Origin of the sequence: Streptomyces sp. NPDC093097 (assembly GCF_044754325.1) — a bacterium.
Lineage (GTDB): Bacteria > Actinomycetota > Actinomycetes > Streptomycetales > Streptomycetaceae > Streptomyces.
Genome location: NZ_JBIVOW010000002.1, coordinates 451,400 through 470,903 on the forward strand (window position 1 = coordinate 451,400; position 19,504 = coordinate 470,903).

General features: G+C 73.5%; 18 protein-coding genes, 1 tRNA gene and 1 pseudogene. 8 read left to right on the plus strand and 12 right to left on the minus strand.

The features are described from left to right. Positions 1-119: 119 nt before the first annotated feature. The gene (gene cdgB / locus ACIQE0_RS04920; protein ID WP_402329116.1) at positions 120-1,808 is read right to left on the minus strand and encodes a diguanylate cyclase CdgB; all 1,689 of its coding nucleotides are present in this window, start codon (positions 1,806-1,808) and stop codon (positions 120-122) included. A 356-nt stretch (positions 1,809-2,164) separates the two neighbouring features. Here cdgB and ACIQE0_RS04925 point away from each other — a divergent pair, with 356 nt between their 5' ends. Beyond that, the gene (locus tag ACIQE0_RS04925; protein WP_366332329.1) at positions 2,165-2,773 is read left to right on the plus strand and encodes a flavin reductase family protein; all 609 of its coding nucleotides are present in this window, start codon (positions 2,165-2,167) and stop codon (positions 2,771-2,773) included. Positions 2,774-2,929: 156 nt separating this feature from the next. On the opposite strand, the gene arfB is transcribed toward ACIQE0_RS04925, so the two are convergent. After that, a complete protein-coding gene (arfB, locus tag ACIQE0_RS04930; RefSeq protein ID WP_384100339.1) occupies positions 2,930-3,358 on the minus strand; it encodes an alternative ribosome rescue aminoacyl-tRNA hydrolase ArfB in 429 nt (142 codons plus the stop codon). Positions 3,359-3,758: 400 nt separating this feature from the next. Between arfB and ACIQE0_RS04935 the strand changes: the two genes are divergently transcribed. Next, positions 3,759-4,334, plus strand: a complete 576-nt coding sequence (locus ACIQE0_RS04935) for a TerD family protein (RefSeq protein WP_366332327.1) — start codon at positions 3,759-3,761, stop codon at positions 4,332-4,334. Between the two features lie 252 nt (positions 4,335-4,586). Here ACIQE0_RS04935 and ACIQE0_RS04940 read toward each other — a convergent pair whose 3' ends face one another. Next, positions 4,587-4,904, minus strand: a complete 318-nt coding sequence (locus ACIQE0_RS04940; protein WP_402329119.1) for a helix-turn-helix domain-containing protein — start codon at positions 4,902-4,904, stop codon at positions 4,587-4,589. Positions 4,905-5,066: 162 nt separating this feature from the next. On the opposite strand from ACIQE0_RS04940, the gene map reads away from it, so the two are divergent. Together map and ACIQE0_RS04950 are read left to right on the plus strand one after the other, a co-directional pair. Continuing rightward, complete coding sequence (map, locus tag ACIQE0_RS04945) at positions 5,067-5,834, plus strand: type I methionyl aminopeptidase (protein WP_402329121.1); 768 nt, start codon at positions 5,067-5,069, stop codon at positions 5,832-5,834. Positions 5,835-6,186: 352 nt separating this feature from the next. Then, positions 6,187-6,684 (plus strand): hypothetical protein, encoded by a 498-nt coding sequence (locus ACIQE0_RS04950; RefSeq protein WP_402329123.1) that lies wholly within the window; start codon positions 6,187-6,189, stop codon positions 6,682-6,684. 12 nt (positions 6,685-6,696) lie between these two features. Here ACIQE0_RS04950 and ACIQE0_RS04955 read toward each other — a convergent pair whose 3' ends face one another. Continuing rightward, complete coding sequence (locus ACIQE0_RS04955; protein ID WP_402329124.1) at positions 6,697-7,365, minus strand: pentapeptide repeat-containing protein; 669 nt, start codon at positions 7,363-7,365, stop codon at positions 6,697-6,699. A 176-nt stretch (positions 7,366-7,541) separates the two neighbouring features. Between ACIQE0_RS04955 and ACIQE0_RS04960 the strand changes: the two are divergent. Next, a pseudogene (locus ACIQE0_RS04960) lies at positions 7,542-7,973 on the plus strand (FAD-dependent oxidoreductase); the annotation flags it as partial. A 55-nt stretch (positions 7,974-8,028) separates the two neighbouring features. On the opposite strand, the gene ACIQE0_RS04965 reads toward ACIQE0_RS04960, so the two are convergent. Both ACIQE0_RS04965 and ACIQE0_RS04970 read right to left on the minus strand, forming a co-directional pair. Next, positions 8,029-9,144 (minus strand): M24 family metallopeptidase, encoded by a 1,116-nt coding sequence (locus ACIQE0_RS04965; protein WP_402329126.1) that lies wholly within the window; start codon positions 9,142-9,144, stop codon positions 8,029-8,031. 400 nt (positions 9,145-9,544) lie between these two features. Continuing rightward, positions 9,545-9,618 (minus strand) — tRNA-Thr (locus ACIQE0_RS04970). Between the two features lie 293 nt (positions 9,619-9,911). Here ACIQE0_RS04970 and ACIQE0_RS04975 point away from each other — a divergent pair. From ACIQE0_RS04975 to ACIQE0_RS04985, 3 genes are all read left to right on the plus strand, one after another. Next, entirely contained in the window at positions 9,912-11,042 is a 1,131-nt protein-coding gene (locus ACIQE0_RS04975) for an ABC transporter ATP-binding protein (RefSeq protein ID WP_402329128.1), read from the plus strand. A gap of 367 nt (positions 11,043-11,409) precedes the next feature. Then, positions 11,410-11,826 (plus strand): hypothetical protein, encoded by a 417-nt coding sequence (locus ACIQE0_RS04980; RefSeq protein WP_384100313.1) that lies wholly within the window; start codon positions 11,410-11,412, stop codon positions 11,824-11,826. Between the two features lie 30 nt (positions 11,827-11,856). Further along, positions 11,857-12,579 carry a nucleotidyltransferase family protein gene (locus ACIQE0_RS04985; protein ID WP_366332320.1) on the plus strand — a complete coding sequence of 241 codons (723 nt, stop codon included), beginning with the start codon at positions 11,857-11,859 and terminating at the stop codon, positions 12,577-12,579. 368 nt (positions 12,580-12,947) lie between these two features. On the opposite strand, the gene ACIQE0_RS04990 is transcribed toward ACIQE0_RS04985, so the two are convergent. The 6 genes from ACIQE0_RS04990 to ispD form a co-directional block, all read right to left on the minus strand. Then, the gene (locus ACIQE0_RS04990; RefSeq protein ID WP_402329131.1) at positions 12,948-14,534 is read right to left on the minus strand and encodes a DoxX family membrane protein; all 1,587 of its coding nucleotides are present in this window, start codon (positions 14,532-14,534) and stop codon (positions 12,948-12,950) included. 215 nt (positions 14,535-14,749) lie between these two features. Continuing rightward, positions 14,750-15,703, minus strand: a complete 954-nt coding sequence (gene rlmB / locus ACIQE0_RS04995) for a 23S rRNA (guanosine(2251)-2'-O)-methyltransferase RlmB (protein ID WP_366332318.1) — start codon at positions 15,701-15,703, stop codon at positions 14,750-14,752. A gap of 153 nt (positions 15,704-15,856) precedes the next feature. Next, positions 15,857-17,251 (minus strand): cysteine--tRNA ligase, encoded by a 1,395-nt coding sequence (cysS, locus tag ACIQE0_RS05000; RefSeq protein ID WP_366332317.1) that lies wholly within the window; start codon positions 17,249-17,251, stop codon positions 15,857-15,859. Positions 17,252-17,386: 135 nt separating this feature from the next. Further along, on the minus strand, positions 17,387-17,791 hold the full coding sequence (locus ACIQE0_RS05005) for a PPOX class F420-dependent oxidoreductase (protein ID WP_366332316.1): 405 nt from the start codon (positions 17,789-17,791) through the stop codon (positions 17,387-17,389). A gap of 151 nt (positions 17,792-17,942) precedes the next feature. Further along, positions 17,943-18,470: a 2-C-methyl-D-erythritol 2,4-cyclodiphosphate synthase gene (gene ispF / locus ACIQE0_RS05010; protein WP_384100305.1), complete on the minus strand. Its 528-nt coding sequence runs from the start codon at positions 18,468-18,470 to the stop codon at positions 17,943-17,945. Next, positions 18,457-19,203, minus strand: a complete 747-nt coding sequence (gene ispD, locus ACIQE0_RS05015; RefSeq protein ID WP_366332314.1) for a 2-C-methyl-D-erythritol 4-phosphate cytidylyltransferase — start codon at positions 19,201-19,203, stop codon at positions 18,457-18,459. The genes ispF and ispD overlap by 14 nt, the downstream gene beginning before the upstream one ends. Between the last annotated feature and the right edge of the window lie 301 nt (positions 19,204-19,504).

The following is a 19,504-nucleotide window of genomic DNA, read 5'->3' on the forward strand; positions in this document are numbered from 1 at the left end:
GCACGCCGGTCCCGTTCGTTCACAAGATCGCTACGGATCGGTGAACGGGCGGTGCCCAGGCAGGATGCCGGGGATGTGAGATGCGCGGCAGGAGCTCGGGGCCCGGCGCCCCCGCCGCTTCAGTTCGCCGCCCGCCGGTTGCCCTTGGAGCGCCGCTTCTCCACGTACATCCGCTGGTCGGCCGACTCCAGCACCTCCTCGGCGGTCATCCCGCAGCTGGCCCAGCCGATGCCGAAGCTGGCGCCGACCCGGACGGCGCGGCCCTCGACCCGGATCGGCGGGATGATCGCGTTCCGCAGCCGGACCGCGAGGTCCTGGGCGTCGGCCGTGCCCAGCCCGTCGGCGAGCACCACGAACTCGTCGCCGCCGAGCCGGGCGACGGTGTCGCCGTCCCGGACGCCGCTGGTCAGCCGGCGGGCGACCTCGATCAGCACCGCGTCGCCGGTGTTGTGCCCGAAGCGGTCGTTGATCGACTTGAAGCCGTCCAGGTCGCAGAAGAGCACCGCGAGCCCCTTGGCGCCGTCGTCCTCGGCGCCGTCGGCGGGGGCGGAGAGATGGACGTGGTGGTCGAAGGGGAGCGCACCGCGCGGCGCCGGCCGGGGCGCCTCGCCGTGGAAGCCGTCGAGGCCGTCGAACGGCTCGCCCTCCCCGGCGAACCCCAGCAGGGACCGCGGATCGCCGCCCGCGCCCGAGGAGGCGTAGGCGTCGGCGAGCGCGCTCGGCGGGTGGGCGCACAGCCGGGCCGAGAGCCGGGCCCGCAGCTCGGCGCTGTTGGGCAGGCCGGTCAGCGAGTCGTGGCTGGCCCGGTGCGCGAGCTGGAGCTCGTGCCGTTTGCGCTCCTCGATGTCCTCGACGTGGGTGAGGAGGAAACGGGGGCCGTCGGCGGTGTCGGCGACCACCGAGTTGCGCAGCGAGACCCACACATAGCTGTTGTCCCGGCGTTGCAGCCGCAGTTCGGCCCGGCCGCCCTCCGCCGAGGTGCGCAGCAGCGTGCCGATGTCGTCGGGGTGGCAGATGTCGGAGAAGGACAGGCGGCGCATCGCGGAGGCCGGGCGGCCCAGCAGCCGGCACAGCGCGTCGTTGGTGCGCAGCAGCCGGCCGCGCTGGTCGCCGCCCATCTCGGCGACGGCCATCCCGCTCGGCGCGTACTCGAACGCCTGCCGGAAGCTCTCCTCGCTGGCCCGCAGCGCCTGCTGCTCGCGCTCCAGGCGGACCAACGCGCGCTGCATGTTGGCCCGCAGCCGGGCGTTGCTGATCGCGATGGCGGACTGGAACGCGTACATCTGGAGCGCCTCCTGGCCCCAGGCGCCGGGGCGCCGGCCGTTGCGCGGCCGGTCCACGGAGATCACTCCGAGCAGTTCGCCCTTGCCGCCGGCGGCGGTGTACATGGGCGCGAAGAGGCGGTCCATCGGGTGCCACTCGTCGGGGAAGCGCGGTGAGGGCCCGGGGGTGTGCCACTGCGGCACGTCGTCGTCATCCAGCACCCAGCCCTCGGTGGACGGGATGAAGCACAGCTCGCCCCAGCGCTCCCCCATGGCCAGCCGGCGCTCCCAGGAGGCGCGCGAGCCCACCCGCCCGGCCATCAGCGCCTCCGCGCCCGCGCTGCCGGCCACCGCGGCGACCACGAGGTCGCCGTCCTGCCGTACGAGGTTGACCGCGGCGAGCTCGTAGCCGAGCCCGACGGTCGCCCCGTCGGCGACGGTCTGCAAGGTCTCCGCGAGGCTGCGTGCGGTGTTCAGCTCGGCGACCACTTGGTGCAGCTGCCGCAGGGTCGCAAGACGGACATAGGGCTCCGACTCGGTCTCCATCGCTCGCTCTCCCTGAGACCTCGACAGCAACTCCACCGGGTTTCTTCGTCGTCCGATTCCACGCTCACTGAATCACAGTGAGCTGTTCACCCGGTACACAGGGTCAACAATTAGGGCCTCATGTGACTCAAGTCACAATCAGTTATGGGTCGTTACGCATCGCCGACCAGTACCCCGACCCGGCGCGCGAACACCGTCCGGACACGTTCCAAAAACTTCCTGAACGCAAATTCCAGCCATCGCAGGGACACTTCGGCGACACCTCTGGCGGCCGCCGCCTCCGCCGCGAGACCTAGGACGCGGGTGGTCCCGGGGCCCGATGCGCGCCGGCGCCGGACGGCGTTAGCGTTCATGGCGTGTTCACGAAGACTCCTGCCGCCGCCCCGGCCGCCGATCCGGCCGCCGCGCCCACCGTCGCCCTCGCCTCCGCGCCGGGCGACGGGCCGATCCCGCATGCTGTGGGGGTGAGTGACGACGAGTTCCGTGCCGCCCTGTCCCGCCTCGCCGCCGGCGTGGTGCTGATCACCGCCCACGACCCGGAGGCCGGACCGCGCGGTGAGGACGTGGGCATGACCGCCACGGCGTTCCTCTCGGTGTCCCTCGATCCGCCGCTGGTGATGGTGAGCGTTCGCAACGACTCGCGGATGGACGACCTGTTGGCGCAGCAGCCGCTGTGGGCGGTTTCGGTGCTGTCGAGTCACCAACGGCACGTAGCGTCACGTTTCGCGATGAAGGGCCGCATCAGCGACCGACTGCTCTTCCAAGATATTCCGTCCGAACGGGGCGAAGCCTCCGGCGCACCGCTCATCGGGGGCGCACTGGCGATGCTGGAGTGCCGGACCGAGCAGCGTGTGGTGGCCGGGGACCACACCCTCGTCATCGGCCGTGTGCTGGCGTCGGCCACGTCCGACGCGGACGACGGCCCGCTGACGTACTTCCGCGGGAAGTACCGGCAGTTGGGGTGAACGGGAACCGGCCGCGCGCCCGGGCCCGCCGGGTGAGGTGAACGGGGGCCGACTGCGCGCCGTGGTCCGGCAGTTGGGACGAGCGGGGACCGACTCCGGCCGTTGAGTCGTCGCTCCCGTGCCCGGCCGTCGGTCCGACGCGGGCAGGTGGCCGGCTCAGCCCCAATCGCGGCCGGAGCGGCCGCGCTTGGTCTCGCCGCGCTGCTTCTTCTCGCGCAGCCGCCGCTCGTTGATGCCCCGCGGAATGCGGGTCTTGCGGCGCGGCTTGGGCGGCGGCGCGGTGGCCTCGGCGAGCAGTGCGGCGAGCCGTACCGCCGCGGCCTCGCGGTTGCGCCACTGGGAGCGGTGCTCGGAGGCGCGCACCGTCAGCACCCCGTCGACCAGCCGGGCGGCCAGCCGCTCCAGGGCGCGCTCCTGCCACACCGGGGGCAGCGCCTTCGTCTGCGCCAGGTCGAAGCGCAACTCGACCTGGCTGTCGCTGGTGTTGACGTGCTGGCCGCCCGGGCCGGAGGAGCGCGAGAACCGCCAGACCAGCTCGGCCTCCGGGAGGACGACCGAACCGCGGATGACATGGGGCCCGGACATGCCACCCATGATCCCGCGCCCACGGCCGCCCGTCACCTCGGTTTCCCGACGGCGGCGGGGGCCGGGGTGGAGCCGACAGGCGGGGCGGCGGGGCGGCAGGCCGGCGGGCGGGCGGGGGCCGATATCGGAGGAGCCGGCAGCCGAGTGGCCGGCGAGCGCCGGGATCCGGACCCACCTCAGGACCCGGATCAGGACAGGCGCCAGGACCCGGATCCGGACAGGCATCAGGATTAGGCAAAGAACGTAAAGACTCCTGGAACCTCCCCGCGCCTCCGGGGCGTTGAGGTGGGTGACGGCGGCTCCGCTCCCGGGCGCGTCCGCCGTGCATCACCGACACCACTCACCTCAGCGGCTCCACCGACACCAGGTCGGCGTGACGCCACCAGGAAAGGGACTTCCCATGGCTGTAAGCCTGTCCAAGGGCGGCAACGTCTCGCTCACCAAGGAGGCGCCGGGCCTGTCCGCCGTCACGGTCGGCCTCGGCTGGGACGTCCGCACGACCACGGGCACCGACTTCGACCTCGACGCCAGCGCCATCGCGGTCAACACGACCGGCAAGGTCCACTCCGACCAGCACTTCATCTTCTTCAACAACAAGTCGACGCCGGACCAGTCCATCGTCCACACCGGCGACAACACCACCGGCCAGGGCGAGGGCGACGACGAGTCGATCAACGTCAACCTCGCCGCGCTGCCGGCCGAGATCGACAAGATCGTCTTCCCGGTCTCCATCTACGACGCCGAGAACCGCGGCCAGAACTTCGGCCAGGTGCGGAACGCCTTCATCCGCATCATCAACCAGGCCGGCGGCGCCGAGATCGCCCGCTACGACCTGAGCGAGGACGCCGCCACCGAGACCGCCATGGTCTTCGGCGAGCTGTACCGCAACGGCGCGGAGTGGAAGTTCCGTGCGGTGGGCCAGGGTTACGCCTCCGGCCTGCGCGGCATCGCACAGGACTTCGGCGTCAGCGTCTGACGGCATCCGAGGACGTCCGACGCCGCCCGAGCGCGCGGCCGGACGCCTCCGGCATCGAGGGCCGGCTCCCAACGGGGGGCCGGCCCTCGGCCGTTGCGCCACCCCGCCGCGCCACGGCGCGACGTCCAGCAGCACCGCATCCAGCACCACCGCACCACGTCGCCGCGCTCTTCCGATGCGCCACGTCGCCGCGCCGATGCGCCGCTCCGATGCGCCGCGCCGTCGCGCCGCTCGCCCCGTTGCGCCTTCGCGCTAGGCCGCCGCGCGGCCCGCCCCGGCGGAACCGGACGCAGCGGAACCGGACGCAGCGGTGCCGGGCGCCTCCTCAGGCGGCACGGCCAGCACGGCCACCTCGTCCAGCGACAGCCCGAGCGTCCCGGCGAGCGCGGCGACCGTGAAGAACGCCGGCGTCGGCGCCCGGCCGGTCTCGATCTTCCGCAGCGTCTCCGCGGACAGCCCGGCCGCCGCGGCGATCTCGACCATGCTCCGCTCGCCGCGTGCCGCGCGCAGCAGCGCGCCCAGCCGCTCTCCGCGCTCGCGTTCCCAAGGGGTCAGTGGAGTCCGCACCATGCTCGTGATACTAATACCGGTAAACAAATACCGGTAAATAAATACCGGCGCGCACGAGGCCATGGGCCGGGTCGTGCCGCCGGTGACCGCCCAGCGGCCGCGCGCCGGACACCGCAGCGCGCCCGGGCGACGGATGAGGAACAGACAAGGAGAGACCGACCGATGGTGGAGATCAAGACCGACACGTCACTGGAGGCGATGCGGGTGGCCGGCCGGGTGGTCGCGGACGCGCTGGCCGCGGCCAGCGCCGCGGCCGCCCCGGGGACGCGCCTGACCGAACTGGACGAGGTGGCCCGCGCGGTGCTCCGCGACGCCGGCGCCACCTCGCCGTTCCTCGGCTACCGCCCCTCTTTCGCGCCCACCCCGTTCCCCGCGGTGATCTGCGCGTCCGTCAACGACGCGATCGTGCACGGTGTCCCGAACGACTACCGGCTGCGCGACGGCGATCTGGTGAGCCTCGACTGCGGCGCGGTCGTGGACGGCTGGGCCGGCGACGCGGCGACCAGCTTCGCCGTCGGCACGGAGCGCCCCGAGGACCGCCGGCTCATGGAGACCACCCAACGGGCCCTGGCGGCCGGCATCGCGGCGGCCGTGGTCGGCGCCCGGATCGGCGACGTCTCGCACGCCATCGGCAGCGTCGGCCGCGCGGCCGGCTACGGCATCCCCGAGGACTTCGGCGGCCACGGCATCGGCCGGGCGATGCACGAGGACCCGGCGGTCCCCAACGACGGCCGGCCGGGCCGCGGTTTCGTGCTCCGGCACGGCCTGGTCATCGCCATCGAGCCAATGTTCCTGGCCGGCGGCGGCAACGGCTACACCACGGCGCCGGACGGCTGGACCCTGCGCACCCTCGACGGCAGCCGCGCGGCCCACTTCGAACACACCGTGGCGGTCACGGACGAGGGACCGCGCATCCTCACCCTGCCGTAGGGCCGCGGGGACGGGTGGTGGGGAGGAGCGGCGGGGAGGGTCGCGGGACCCGGCGCACGCCGCGACGGCGGGGCACGGCGGTGGCGCGCCGGACCGACGTCTCCAACGCCCGCCGCCCGCCGGCCGCACCCGCCCCGCCCGGCCCACGCGCCCCGCCCACTCCGCTCGCCCACCACACCACCGCCCGGCACGGGTCCGAACGCCCGCCCCTGGCCGCCCTCTCTGCCCCCTGCCCCCGTCTCTCCCTGCACCACCGCCCGGCACGGCTCCAGACCCTCACCCCCAGGCCGCCCCCTCTCCCCCTCAGCCCCTCCCCACCCCCACGCGACGGAGGCCGTGACACCATCGAGAGGTGATCGACCTCGGCTACTCCCTCTCCCGGCGCTTCCCGGACCCCCCGCAGACCGACTACCGGACCGCGGACGCGCACGCCCTGCGCCACGACCTCTTTTGCGGCGACGTCTATCTCGCGGACACCGAGACCGACCGCGAGGTGTCCACCGCCTGGGGATGGGTGCCGGTGCTCGACTTCGCCTGGGCGCTGTGCGACATCGTCGAGCGGCTCGACACCGACCCCCGCGGCAGCCGCTCCGCCCGCCCGATCCACGCCGAGCTGGACTTCACCGAGTCCACCGACCGGATACTCTTCGAGCGGCGCTTCGGCTGGGTCGACGTCACCGCCGACTGGATGCCGGTCGAGGAGGCCCCCCTCACCTTCAACCACGGGGCGCTGCGCCGCGAGGCCCGCGACTTCCTGCACGACCTGATCGCCGACCTCACCGATATGCACGACGGCCTCGCCGACAACCCCGTCCTCTGGACGCTCCAGGCCCGCTTCCCCCGCATCTGACCCCCCGCCTCCTCACTCCACCCGTACGCCGACCTGGGCCGCGAACGCCGGTGCCAGGTCCATCAGTTGGGCCGTACTGATCACCGCGCCGCCCAGGCAGTCGATCCCCCGCGCGATGTCCAGCCCTGCCGCCCGGCGCAGATCGACGTCCCGCAGTCGCGTCCCGGAGAAGTCCACCCGCGCCAGGGTGCAGTCGTCGAATGACACCCGCTCCAGCTCCGCGCCCCCGAAGTCCGCCTCGACCAGCACGCACCCCTCGAAGGCGACGTCCCGCAGCCGGGCCCGGCGCAGATTGGCGAAGTCGATCTTCCCGCCGCGCACCACCACCCGCTCCAGCACCGCCCCGTGCAGCTGCGTCCCACCGAGCCGGGCGTCCACCACCTCCACATCGCGCAGCGTCGCCTGCGACAGATCCGTGCCGACGCCGCGGACCCCGCTCAGCACGCTGTCGAGGATCCGCGCCCGGCTCAGCACCGTCTCGTCCCACGCGCACCGCCGCAGCGCGCAGTCCATGAACCGGGCGCCCCGCGCCGACTGCCCCGCGCAGTCCACATCGGTGAACTCCAGCCCGTCGTAGTCCCCTTCGGTCTCCCACGCCCCGCCGTCGTACGCCCGCAGCTCCGGCAACCGCACCTCCGGCCGCCGCACCGCCCGCACCGTCTCCCCGCCGCGCCCCGCCATGCGCTCACCGCCTCCATCCGTCGCCGGGCCCGACCCCGGCCGTCGCCATCCTTGCCTCTGCCTTTACCGCGGACCGCACCCGGCCCCGCACCGCGCGGCCGGCTCCACGCCCACACCCCATGCTGGACCACCCCACTGACAATCCCCGCCGACCTGCGAAAACGGCCTCCGCCCCCCGCGGCGGCGACCCGTTCGCCCTCTCCGGGCTCGACTTCTCCGGCTGGATCGAGCGGTTCACCTGCCAGGCCCCGGGCCTCGCCCCGCACGGCGAACAGCTCCTCCAGGGGCAGCTCGGTATCGCCCCGGACGAGACCCGCGCCGCACGCCTCCTGGACGCCGACTTCCCCCACTGGCGCGACCGCACCACCTGGCGCCGCACCTCCGTGGCCACCGGCCGTACGGGCGCGGTGGACCTCCCCGGGACCTCCTGGCGCGACCGTCCGGCCATCGACCGCGGCGACGGCGTCTACCTGGCCGGCGACCAGGTCGCAGCCCCCGGCGCCCTGGGCGAGGTGTCCTTCACCAACGCCCTGGAAGCCGTCTCCCTCGCCCTGAGCACCGGCCTCCGCCGCCCCACGGCCAACGGCCGCCCGGACCACTCCCGTTGAGCGCCACGCCTCCGCAGGAAGCCCCCTCGGCCCCGCTCCCGGACGTCCCCGCCCGCTACCCCACCACCGCCAACTCCCGCGCGGTCACGTTCAACCGCCGCCCCCCGGTCTCCGTGCAGACCACGATGTCCTCGATCCGCACCCCGAACCGCCCCGGCAGATAGATCCCCGGCTCGATCGAGAAGCACATCCCCGGCACCAACGGCAGCTGCTCGCCCTCCACCATGTACGGCGGCTCATGCGTGGTGACCCCGATACCGTGCCCGGTCCGGTGGATGAAGTACTCGCCGTACCCCGCGGCCTCGATCACCCGCCGCGCCACCCGGTCGATCTCCTGGCACGCGACACCGGGCCGCACCGCCTCGAACGCCGCCTGCTGGGCCTCCCGCACGATCTCGTGCACCGCCCGCGCCTCGGCGCTCGGCTGCCCGACGTGCACGGTCCGCGAGGTGTCCGACCCGTACCCGTCCTTCAGCCCGCCGAAGTCCAGCACCACCATGTCGCCGTCCTGGATGACCCGCTCCCCCGCCTCATGGTGCGGATTGGCCCCGTTGGGCCCGGACCCGACGACCGTGAAGTCCACCTGGCTGTGCCCGTGCTCGGTCAGCAGCCGCGCCAGATCGGCCGCCACGTCGACCTCCCGCCGCCCGGCGAAGGGCACCCCCAGGATGTCCTGGTACGTCGCGTCCGCGGCCGCCCCCGCCGCCGCCAGCCGCTCCACCTCGTACGCGTCCTTGACGGCCCGCAGCATCGGCAGCGCCTCCGTCAGCGCCGCGTAACCGCCCCCCGGCGCCGACCGCTGCAACCCCAGCAGATGCAGCGCCCACATCCCGTCCGACACCCCGTAACGCCCCTGCGGCGCCAACCACTTGCCCAACTCGGCACAGGGATCCGCCCCGTCGGCCCACCCCACCGCGTCCAGCGCCCCGGCCCCCTCGGCACGCTCCGCGTCCGGCCGCTCCAGCAGGGGCACCAGCAGCCGCCCGCGCCGCCCCGGCTCGATGACCAGCGCCGTCAGCCGCTCGGTCACGGCCGTGGGCCGGTACCCGCACAGCCACACCAGATCCGGCCCCGGCGTGACGATCACCCCGGCCAACCCGGCCTCCGCCGCGGCCTGCCCCGCCCGCGCCATCCGCCGCTGGTACACATCCCGCGCCATCGAAGTCACCATGCCGCGAATCTACGCCGCACCACCCCTCACCGCCCCCACAAATCACCGAGCACTTCCGGGCCCCGCCCCCACAAGCAGCCCCCTAAGCGCACCCCCCTCCCCCTTGGGACACCCCGACGCCCAACTCCCCCGTTTCACCGACGTGTTCACCCCATCCGCACGACGACGACCATCCACCACCCCACCCCTCCGGCGACCACTCCCCGTCCCTCCCGCCACACAGCGCGGCGTCGCACACATGCGGCTCACCACACCCGACAGAAAACGATCAGCCACCCGAACCGCTACCCGAAGCGACAGGCCCATCACCACAAGGCCGCCCCCGCACCGACATCAGCCACAAACACCAGAAGCCCCAGGCCACCACCGGCCCAGGGCTTCTTCCCTGCTCAAAGCGCAGAGCCCCCTGTCGGATTCGAACCGACGACCTTCGCTTTACAAGAGCGGTGCTCTGACCAGCTGAGCTAAGGAGGCGTACCGGAAGAAGTGTACCCAGGCGTGCCCGATGCCGGTCGCCCTATTCGCTCATCGGTCCTACCGCGGCCCCACGACCGCCCCCGCGGCCCCTCGCCGCACCCCGCACCTCCCCACCCCACCCCGCATTTCGTGACCTCGCACCTACTGACACCCGCCCCCCGCGCCGGTAGCGTCTCGACCGGTTCGTCGCTGTGGACTACACCACTTCGCGTGGTGGGGCCCGCGGCGGTGGGCCGTCCACTCCTTTACTCGGATCGTCCGGCACGTTCCTGCCGGTGAAGGGACACACCATGGCAACGGTCACCTACGACCAGGCGACCCGGATCTACCCGGGTTCCGACAAGCCCGCGGTCGACAAGCTCGACATCACCATCGAGGACGGCGAGTTCCTCGTCCTCGTCGGCCCCTCCGGATGCGGCAAGTCCACCTCACTGCGGATGCTCGCGGGGCTGGAGGACGTCAACGAGGGCGCCATCCGCATCGGGGACCGGGACGTCACCCACCTCCCGCCCAAGGACCGGGACATCGCCATGGTGTTCCAGAACTACGCGCTCTACCCGCACATGACGGTCGCCGACAACATGGGCTTCGCGCTCAAGATCGCCGGCGTGCCGAAGGCCGAGATCCGGCAGAAGGTCGAGGACGCGGCGAAGATCCTGGACCTGACGGAGTACCTGGGGCGCAAGCCGAAGGCGCTCTCCGGCGGCCAGCGGCAGCGGGTCGCGATGGGCCGCGCCATCGTCCGCGAGCCGCAGGTGTTCCTCATGGACGAGCCGCTGTCCAACCTGGACGCCAAGCTGCGGGTGCAGACCCGCACCCAGATCGCGGGGCTCCAGCGCCGCCTCGGGATCACGACGGTCTACGTCACGCACGACCAGGTCGAGGCGATGACCATGGGCGACCGGGTCGCGGTCCTGAAGGACGGCCTGCTCCAGCAGGTCGACTCGCCGCGGAAGATGTACGACCGGCCGGCGAACCTCTTCGTCGCGGGGTTCATCGGCTCGCCGGCCATGAACCTCGTCGAGGTGCCGATCACCGACGGCGGCGTGAAGTTCGGCAACAGCGTGGTGCCGGTCAGCCGGGAGGCACTGGCCGGCGCCGAGGGCGACTCGACGGTGACGGTCGGCATCCGGCCCGAGCACTTCGACATCGTCGAGCAGAACGGCGCGGCCGCCGCGGCGCTCTCCAAGGAGGCCTCGGACGCCCCGGCCGGCCTGGCGGTGACGGTCAACGTCGTCGAGGAGTTGGGCGCGGACGGCTACGTCTACGGGACCGCCGAGGTCGGCGGGGCGGTCAAGGACCTCGTCGTACGGGTCAACGGCCGCCAGGTGCCGGCCAAGGGCGCCCAGCTGCACGTCGTCCCGCAGCCGGGCGAGACCCATGTCTTCTCCACCTCGACGGGCGAGCGGCTGACGGACTGACCGGTTGGCCGGTTGGCCGGTTGGCCCGGTTGGCCGGTTGGCCGGTTGGCCGGCCGCGGGGCCTCGGGTGCCGGGTGGGCGGGGGCGATCGGCCCGTCCACCCGACCGGGTGGGTTTGCTGCGGCGGTCGTGCGGGGTAAGGCGCGCGGCCGCCCCGGCGCCGCCCCTTTCCGGGGCCCGCGGCGGGCCCGCGCCCGCGGGGCCCGGAAAGGGCCCCGCGGACTCCTCTGGAGCCCGTCAAGTCCCGCCCGGGAGGCGGCTTTTCGTATTCGCGCGTCAACCGAACAACCGCGGCGAGGAGTCTTTCCTTCCCTCGATAAGGTGACTAAATGTCGCCAAATCATCACTCCTCGCTACCATCACCACCGTGAACTCCGCAGCCCGCCGTATCGGCCGAACCCTCGCCCTCGTCCTGCCCGTCGTCCTCGTGCTCTCCGGGACCCTCGCGGTCACCCGCGTCCCCTGGGCCGCGAAGACCACCGAGCCGCAGGTGCTCGCCGCGGCCTCCGGGAAGGTCGCCGCCAAGGTCGGCCCCCGTGCCGCCCAGGACGTCCTCCGGGACCGCCTCCTCGTCGAACTCCAGGAGGAGGACCCCGGCGTCGCCCTGACGCACCTCCAGGAGGCCACCACCGCCCGGCCCTCGCTGGCCAGGCACTGCGCCTCCATCGCCCGTGCCCTCGGCCGCGCAGCGGTCGCCAAGTACGGTGCCGCCCACCGCGCCCAGGCGTTCTCCCGCCCGGTCTGCGACACCTCCTTCGCCTCCGGCGTGGCCGCCGCTCAGTGACCCCTGCTCGCACCGCCCGGCGTGCGAACCATGACCAGCACCCCGCATCCCACACAGGCCGTGGTCCTGGCCGGCGGCCAGGGCTCGCGCCTCCGTCCGTACACCGATGACCGCCCCAAGCCGATGGTCGAGATTCCCGGTACCGGAACCCCGATCATCGGCCATCAGCTGAACTGGCTCGCCGCAGAGGGCGTCACCGACGTCGTCATCTCCTGCGGCCACCTCGCCGAGGTCCTCCAGGAGTGGCTGGCCGGGGCCCGGCTCCCCTTGCGCGTCACGACCGTCGTCGAGACCGAGCCACTGGGCCGCGGCGGCGGCCTGAAGTACGCCGCCGGCTCCCTGCCCCGCCCCGACGCACCCTGGTACGCCACCAACGGCGACGTCTGGACCCGTTTCCCGCTCCGCGAGATGGCCGCCTTCCACCACGAGCGCGACGCCGCGGCCACCCTGGCGCTGGCCCGCCCGCGCATCCCCTGGGGCGTCGTCGAGACCGACGCCTTCGGGCACGTCCTGGACTTCATCGAGGCGCCGCCCTCCCCCTATCTGATCAACGCGGGCGTCTACGTCTTCTCCGCCGCCTTCACCGCGCTGCTGCCCGCCCGCGGCGACCACGAGCGCACCACCTTCCCGCGCCTCGCCCGGGAACGCCGACTGGCCGGCTATCCGCTCCCTCAAGGGGCCTACTGGCGCGCCATCGACACCGCCAAGGACCTCGCCGAGGCCGCCAACGAGCTGGCGGACCACGACCGTTGAGCGCCCGACAGGCCCGGCAGGCCCGGCAGGCATGACGGGTCCAACAGGTCCGATGGATCCAACTGGTCTGACGGGTCCGACAGGCCCGGCAGGGGACACGTCCCGCAGCTGAGCCCCGGCTCCCGGCCTCCGCCCCCGCCCCCTCGGCGATGAGCCCCCGGCGGACGAAAGCCCGGCCCCTCACCCGCCGGCCCCCAGCAGCCCTGCCGCACCCCCCAGCGCCCCCGTAACGACGCGTCCCCGACCGCTCGCTCCCACCGGCGAGGCCGTACGGAAGCGGAGCGGTCGGGGACGGGTGGTCGGGGACGAACGGTCGGGGCGCGGCATCAGGGCCGCGGGGTGCGGGCCGGGTGCCGGGCCCCGGTGGGTCACCCCAGGAGTCCGCCCAGAGCGTTGCCGTGGCTGGAGTCGCCGCCGGGGGCGCCGCTGCTGGAGCTGCTGCCGGTCGAGCCGCCGCCGGCACCGCCCGCGGTGGTCGGCGCCAACGTACGGGCGGGAGCGCGGTGATGGGCCGGGGCCGACTGCTGCGGGGCGCTGGTGGTCGCGCCCGGGCGGTGGGTCGAGGAGCCGGTGCGGCCCGACGGCGACGGCGTGCCGGGGGCCGAGGCCGAGGGGGTGCCCGGCGTGTGGGCCCGGTGGGAGGCGCTGATGGAGGGCGTACCGGAGTGGCTGGGGGTCTGGCGGTCGGGGCGGGGGGCGCTGTGCTCGGGGCGGGGCAGCGGCGAGCCGGGGAGGTTGTTGATCGCGGGCTCGCCGGGCCGCGGCACGGTCGGCACCCGCGCGGTCCGTACGGCGCCGCCCAGCAGGGAGCCGACGAGCAGGGTCAGTCCGGCGATCACCGCGGTCAGCACGGCACCGCGGCGCAGCACCCGGCGGCGCAGCGCGCTGACCTCGACCCGCGGGCCCAGCCGCCGCCATGCCTCACCGGCCAGCCGGGCGTCCATGGAGTAGACGGGGGCGCCGGCGATGATCAGCGGGCTCCAGGCGGCGAGGTAGATGATGTCGGGGGCGTCGTAGGCGGGGAAGGAGCGCCAGCTGACGGTCATCAGCAGCGCCGCGGAGAGCAGCGCGCCGAACGAGGCGGCGAGCCGCTGCCACAGTCCGCAGATGGTCAGCACGCCCACCACGACCTGGAGGAAGGCCACCGTCAGGCCGGCGCCGATCGGGTGCGCGAGCGCGAGGTCGCGCAGCGGAACGGCCAGTTCCCAGGGGTGCAGGGAGTGCAGCCAGGCGACCATCGAGCCCCGGTTGCCGCCGTCGAAGTACAGGGGGTCGCAGAGCTTGCCCATGCCGGCGTAGACGGAGATCAGACCGAGGAAGATCCGCAGCGGGAGCAGGACGACGCCGAGGTTCATCCGGCGGCCGGGGTAGTAGGCGTGCCGGACGCCGTCGCCACCGCGCCGCCTGGCCCCGGAGTCGTAGAGGTCGCGCGCCTCGAACCGGTCCTCGTCGCGGCCGTCCCCGCCGTCGCCGTACCGGCGCCCGGCGAACTGGCCGGGCACCGCGCGGGTGCCGCGCGGCACGGTGTCCTCGCCGTCGACGGGACCGCGCTGGCCGACGACGGTGGAGGCGGGGGCGTCGCCGAACCGGACGCGGGGCAGGACCTGGGTCGCACCGAGCTCCTCGGCGGGGTGGGAGTCCAGGCCGATGCCCGCTTCGCGCACCGCGTGCAGGAGCTGGGTGGTGGCGCCGGCCGCGCCGCCCGGTTCGGTGCGACCGCTCCAGACCACGGGCGTGCGGCGTCTGGGCGGCGATCCCCGCAGAGCGGGTACGCGCGCGGTCCCGGCCAGCGCGCCGGCGGCCGCGGGGGCGAGCTGCACGCGGAAGCTGGCGTGGTTGACGATGACCTGCGCGGGATCGCACGGCACCTTGACCGAGCTCAGGACCGGCTCGTCGTCGAAACCCGACGAGCGTCCCCCCGTAGGTGTGCGGGGTGTTCTGGTGTCCACGCTCATCTAACCGAGTGACCCGCGGTTAAGACACTGCCTTGACCGGCCCGAACTGTCCGAGACCCGTCAAAAGATCACGTGCTGCGGCGGGGGCACACGGAGCGTCAGGCTCCCCCGGGCTCTCGGCCGGGTCGAGCAGGGCTGCCCCCGTCCCCGGCCGGGCGGCACACGGCTCGCCCGGCCCGGGACGCGGGAGGAGAACACCCGACGGCGGCCGCGGGTCAGGCGCGGCGGCGCGCCGCCTCCCACAGGACCACACCGGCCGCGACACCGGCGTTCAGCGACTCCGCGCCGCCCGGCATCGGGATCCGCACCCGCACGTCGCAGGTCTCGCCGACCAGCCGCGACAGGCCCTTGCCCTCGCTGCCGACGACGATGACGACCGGACCGTCCAGGACCTCCAGGTCCTGGAGCTCCACGTCGCCGTCCGCGGCCAGTCCGACCACCGTCAGTCCGGCCTTCTGGTACGACTCCAGGGCCCGGGTCAGGTTGGTGGCGCGGGCCACCGGCGTACGGGCCGCGGTGCCCGCCGAGGTCTTCCAGGCACCGGCCGTCATCCCGGCCGCCCGGCGCTCCGGGACGACCACGCCGTGGCCGCCGAAGGCCGACACGGACCGGACCACGGCACCGAGGTTGCGCGGGTCGGTGACACCGTCCAGCGCGACGATCAGCGGGTCCTCGCCGTCGTCGAGGGCGGCCGCCGACAGGTCCTCGGGGTGCGCGTACTCGTACGGCGGGATCTGGGCGACCAGGCCCTGGTGGTTGAGGCCGTTCGTCATCCGGTCGAGCTCGGGCCGCGGCGCCTCCAGGAGGTTCAGCCCCAGCTCGTTGGCGAGCTGGAGCGCCTCGCGCACCCGCTCGTCGTTGTCGATGAACTGCTGCACGTACAGGGTGGTCGCCGGCACGCCCTCGCGCAGCGCCTCGACGACCGGGTTGCGGCCGACGACCAGCTCGGCCGTGCCCTTGGCGCCACCGCGGCGCGGTGCCGGGCGGCGGGTCGCGCTCTGCTTGGCCTTGGCGTTGGCGATGCGGTTCTTGACGTGCCCCTTGCGCGCGGAGGCCGGCGGGGTCGGGCCCTTGCCCTCAAGAGACCGGCGCCGCTTACCGCCACTGCCGACCTGAGCGCCCTTCTTGTTCGACGTGCGGCGGTTCCTGCGCTGGCTGTTGCCGGCCATGGGTCACCTGTTTCTTCACTGCTCTCGACGTCTCGCGACGTGGAGTGGGTACGTACGTATGGATTGAGTGTCGCCCGCGGCCACCGGGAAGGGCGAATCCGGCTGGTGGCCGGGGGTGTGACCGGTCCCCGGGGCGGGCCCCGGGGACGGACTTCACGACAGCGACCAGCGCGGGCCCGACGGGGTGTCCTCGATGGCGAGGCCGGACTGCTGGAGCTGGTCGCGGATGGCGTCGGCGGTGGCGTAGTCCTTGCGGGCGCGGGCGCCCTGTCGCTGCTCCAGGACGAGCCGGACCAGGGAGTCGACGACCCCGTGCAGGTCCTCGCCGCGGTCCGTGCCGCCGCCGGACCAGCGCTCGTCGAGCGGGTCCAGACCGAGCACCCCGAGCATCGCCCGCACCTCGGCGAGCCGGGCCACCGCGGTCTCCTTGTCGTCGGCGGTCAGCGCGGAGTTGCCCTGCCGGACGGCGGTGTGCACGATCGCCAGCGCCTGCGGGACGCCCAGGTCGTCGTCCATCGCCTCGGCGAACGCCGGCGGCACCTCGGCCGCGGGCTCGACGACCCCGGCCTTCTCCACCACGCGCTGGACGAACCCCTCGATCCGCGCGAACGCCGACTCGGCCTCGCGCAGCGCCTCCTCGCTGTACTCGATCATCGAGCGGTAGTGCGGAGTGCCGAGGTAGTAGCGCAGCACGATCGGCCGCCAGCGCTTGACCATCTCCGAGACCAGCACGGAGTTGCCCAGCGACTTGGACATCTTCTCGCCGCTCATGGTCACCCAGGCGTTGTGCGACCAGTACCGGGCGAAGTCGTCGCCGTAGGCCTTGGCCTGCGCGATCTCGTTCTCGTGGTGCGGGAAGACGAGGTCGACGCCGCCGCCGTGGATGTCGAAGGCGCCGCCCAGGTACTTGTGGGCCATCGCCGAGCACTCCAGGTGCCAGCCCGGACGGCCGCGGCCCCAGGGGGTCTCCCAGCTGGGCTCGCCCTCCTTGGCCGCCTTCCACATCGCGAAGTCGCGCGCGTCCCGCTTGCCGGTCTCGCCCTCGCCGGACGGCTGGCGGAGGTGGTCCAACTCCTGGTTGGAGAGCTGGAGGTACTCCGGGAAGGAGCGCACGTCGAAGTAGACGTTGCCGTCAGCGGCGTAGGCGTGGCCGCGCTCGATCAGGCCGCGCATCATCTCGATCATCTCGGGGATGTGGCCGGTGGCGCGCGGCTCGTAGGTGGGACGCAGGCAGCCGAGGGCGTCGTAGGCCGCGTTGAAGGCGACCTCGTTCTCGTAGCCGATCGACCACCACGGGCGGCCCTGCTCGGCCGACTTCTGAATGATCTTGTCGTCGATGTCCGTGACGTTGCGGACGAACGTCACGTCGTAGCCGCGGTAGGCGAACCAGCGGCGCATGATGTCGAAGTTGAGGCCGGACCGGATATGCCCGATGTGCGGTGCGGCCTGCACGGTCGCGCCACAGAGGTAGATCGAGACACAGCCCGGCGTGAGCGGGGTGAAGTCACGGATCTGCCGGGCGCTGGTGTCGTACAGGCGAATGGTCACGGGACAAGGGTAGTCGGAATGCGGGAGTGCCCCGTGCCCTAGGGAGCACGGGGCCACAGATCCACCGAAGCTGTCCGATTCGCCGGTTTTTTGTGGACGGAGGGCTTCCGGACGGCCGCTCCTCAGCCCGGTGGATCAGACCCCGCCGACCACCTTCCGCGGGGTGATCCGGACCACGACCCGCTCGGCGTCGTTGGCCGCGTCCGCGTTGAACTCCGCGTACGCCTTGCCGGTGTACTTCCGCGAGAGCTCGTCGATCAGCTGCTGCCCGCCCTCGGTGCTCAGCGTCGCCTCGCCGCGGATCTCGGCGTAGGTGTACGGCGCGTCGAAGGGCTGGAGGACGACCGAGACCCGCGGGTCGCGGCGGAGGTTCTTCTCCTTGCGGCGGCCGACGGTCGTGGAGATCAGCAGGTCGTCGCCGTCCCGCTTGACCCAGACCGGGGACAGCTGGGGGCTGCCGTCCGGCTGGATCGTCCCCACCATCACGAAGACCGGGGAGTCGAGCAGCTTCTTGAGTCCGTCGGAGAGCGTTGCAGACACGAGGTTCCTTTCCCGTGGGCCGAACCGATCACTTCCGAGAAACACCAGTACCCGGATTCCCGCCGAACGCCCCTACCGCGCCGGGCATTCCCGCACGCGGGCCCGATCGGGGCCCGGTCGGGGCGGCGCCCGACCCGGCCCGCGGGCGGCCTCAGCCGGTGCGCACCACCAGGGCGGTGGCGATCGCCGCCAGCCCCTCGGCGCGGCCGGTCAGCCCCAGCCCGTCCGTCGTGGTGCCGGAGACCGAGACCGGTGCCCCGACTGCCGCCGACAGCGCCCGCTGCGCCTCGTCCCGGCGCTTGCCGACCTTCGGCCGGACGCCGATGACCTGCACCGCGACGTTGCCGATGGCGAAGCCCTCGGCGCGGACGATCCGCGCCGCCTCGGCCAGCAGCGTCACCCCGGAGGCGCCGGACCACTCCGGGCGCGAGGTGCCGAAGTGCGCGCCGAGGTCGCCGATGCCGGCCGCGGAGAACAGCGCGTCGCAGGCGGCGTGCGCGGCCACGTCACCGTCGCTGTGCCCGGCCAGCCCGTAGCCGTCGCTCGCCGCGGCGTCCCAGAGCAGCCCGGCGCACCACAGCTCGCGCCCCTTCTCGAAGGCGTGCACGTCGGTGCCGACGCCGACGAGCGGGATGCCGGGCAGCGCGGCGGCCGCCCCGGTCGTCTCAGACATAGCCATCGGTGGCCCTCCTACGGGCGAGTACGGCCTCGGCCAGGACGAGGTCCAGCGGCCGGGTCACCTTGAACGCTTCTTCGTGGCCGGGGACGAGCACCACCGGCTCCCCGAGCCGTTCCACCAGCCCGGCGTCGTCGGTGGCGCCCTCGCCCGCCACGACGATCTCGTGCGCCTTGAGCAGCGTCGGCAGGTCGAAGCCCTGCGGGGTCTGCACGGCGCGCAGCAGCGACCGCTCCGGGGTGCCGACCACCGGCTCCGGGGTGCCCTGGGGGCGCGGCTCGACCTGCTTGACGGTGTCGGCCACCGGCAGCGCGGGGACCACCGCCGGGGCGCCGTCGCGGACCGCGGCGATCACCGCGTCCACGGTCTCGACCGGGACCAGCGGGCGGGCCGCGTCGTGCACCAGCACCACGTCGATCCCGTCGGGCAGCGCCGCCAGCCCGAGCCGGACCGACTCCTGGCGGGTCGCGCCGCCGGGGACGACGGTCAGCCCGGTGCGGTCGGCGAGCGGGTGGGCGTCGAGCAGGTGGCGGACCTCGTCGGCGCCGTCCGACGGGGCGACCACGACGATGTGCGTGACGGCGCGCGAGGCGGCCATCGCGCGGACCGCGTGGACCAGCATCGGGGTGCCGCCGAGGGTGCGCAGCGCCTTGGGGGTACCGGGTCCGAGCCGGACACCGCGGCCGGCGGCGGGGATGACCGCCGCGGTACGGACCGGGCGGGAGGAATCTGACATCGATGGCTCCGAAAGTCCGGGCGGGCCCGGAATTGGGGCAGACAGGTTTGTTTCCTCGGGCGGGGTGGGTATGGCCTGGAGGGACCCCCTGCCCGTGGAGCTCGGGGGTGTGCCGGGCGTGACGCCCTGACCGGAACCCTTCCGTGACAGCGGTCGGGGCAGCATCCCGAACCCGGCACGCCACGGGGGCGCCCCTGCTCACCGCAGTGGGAGGCAGGACCCGGCGGTCTTCACCGAGGAAGCCGCCGCCGGCTCAGCGTCCGGCCTTCCCACGCACTACCCGCAGATATGCCGCAGCGCC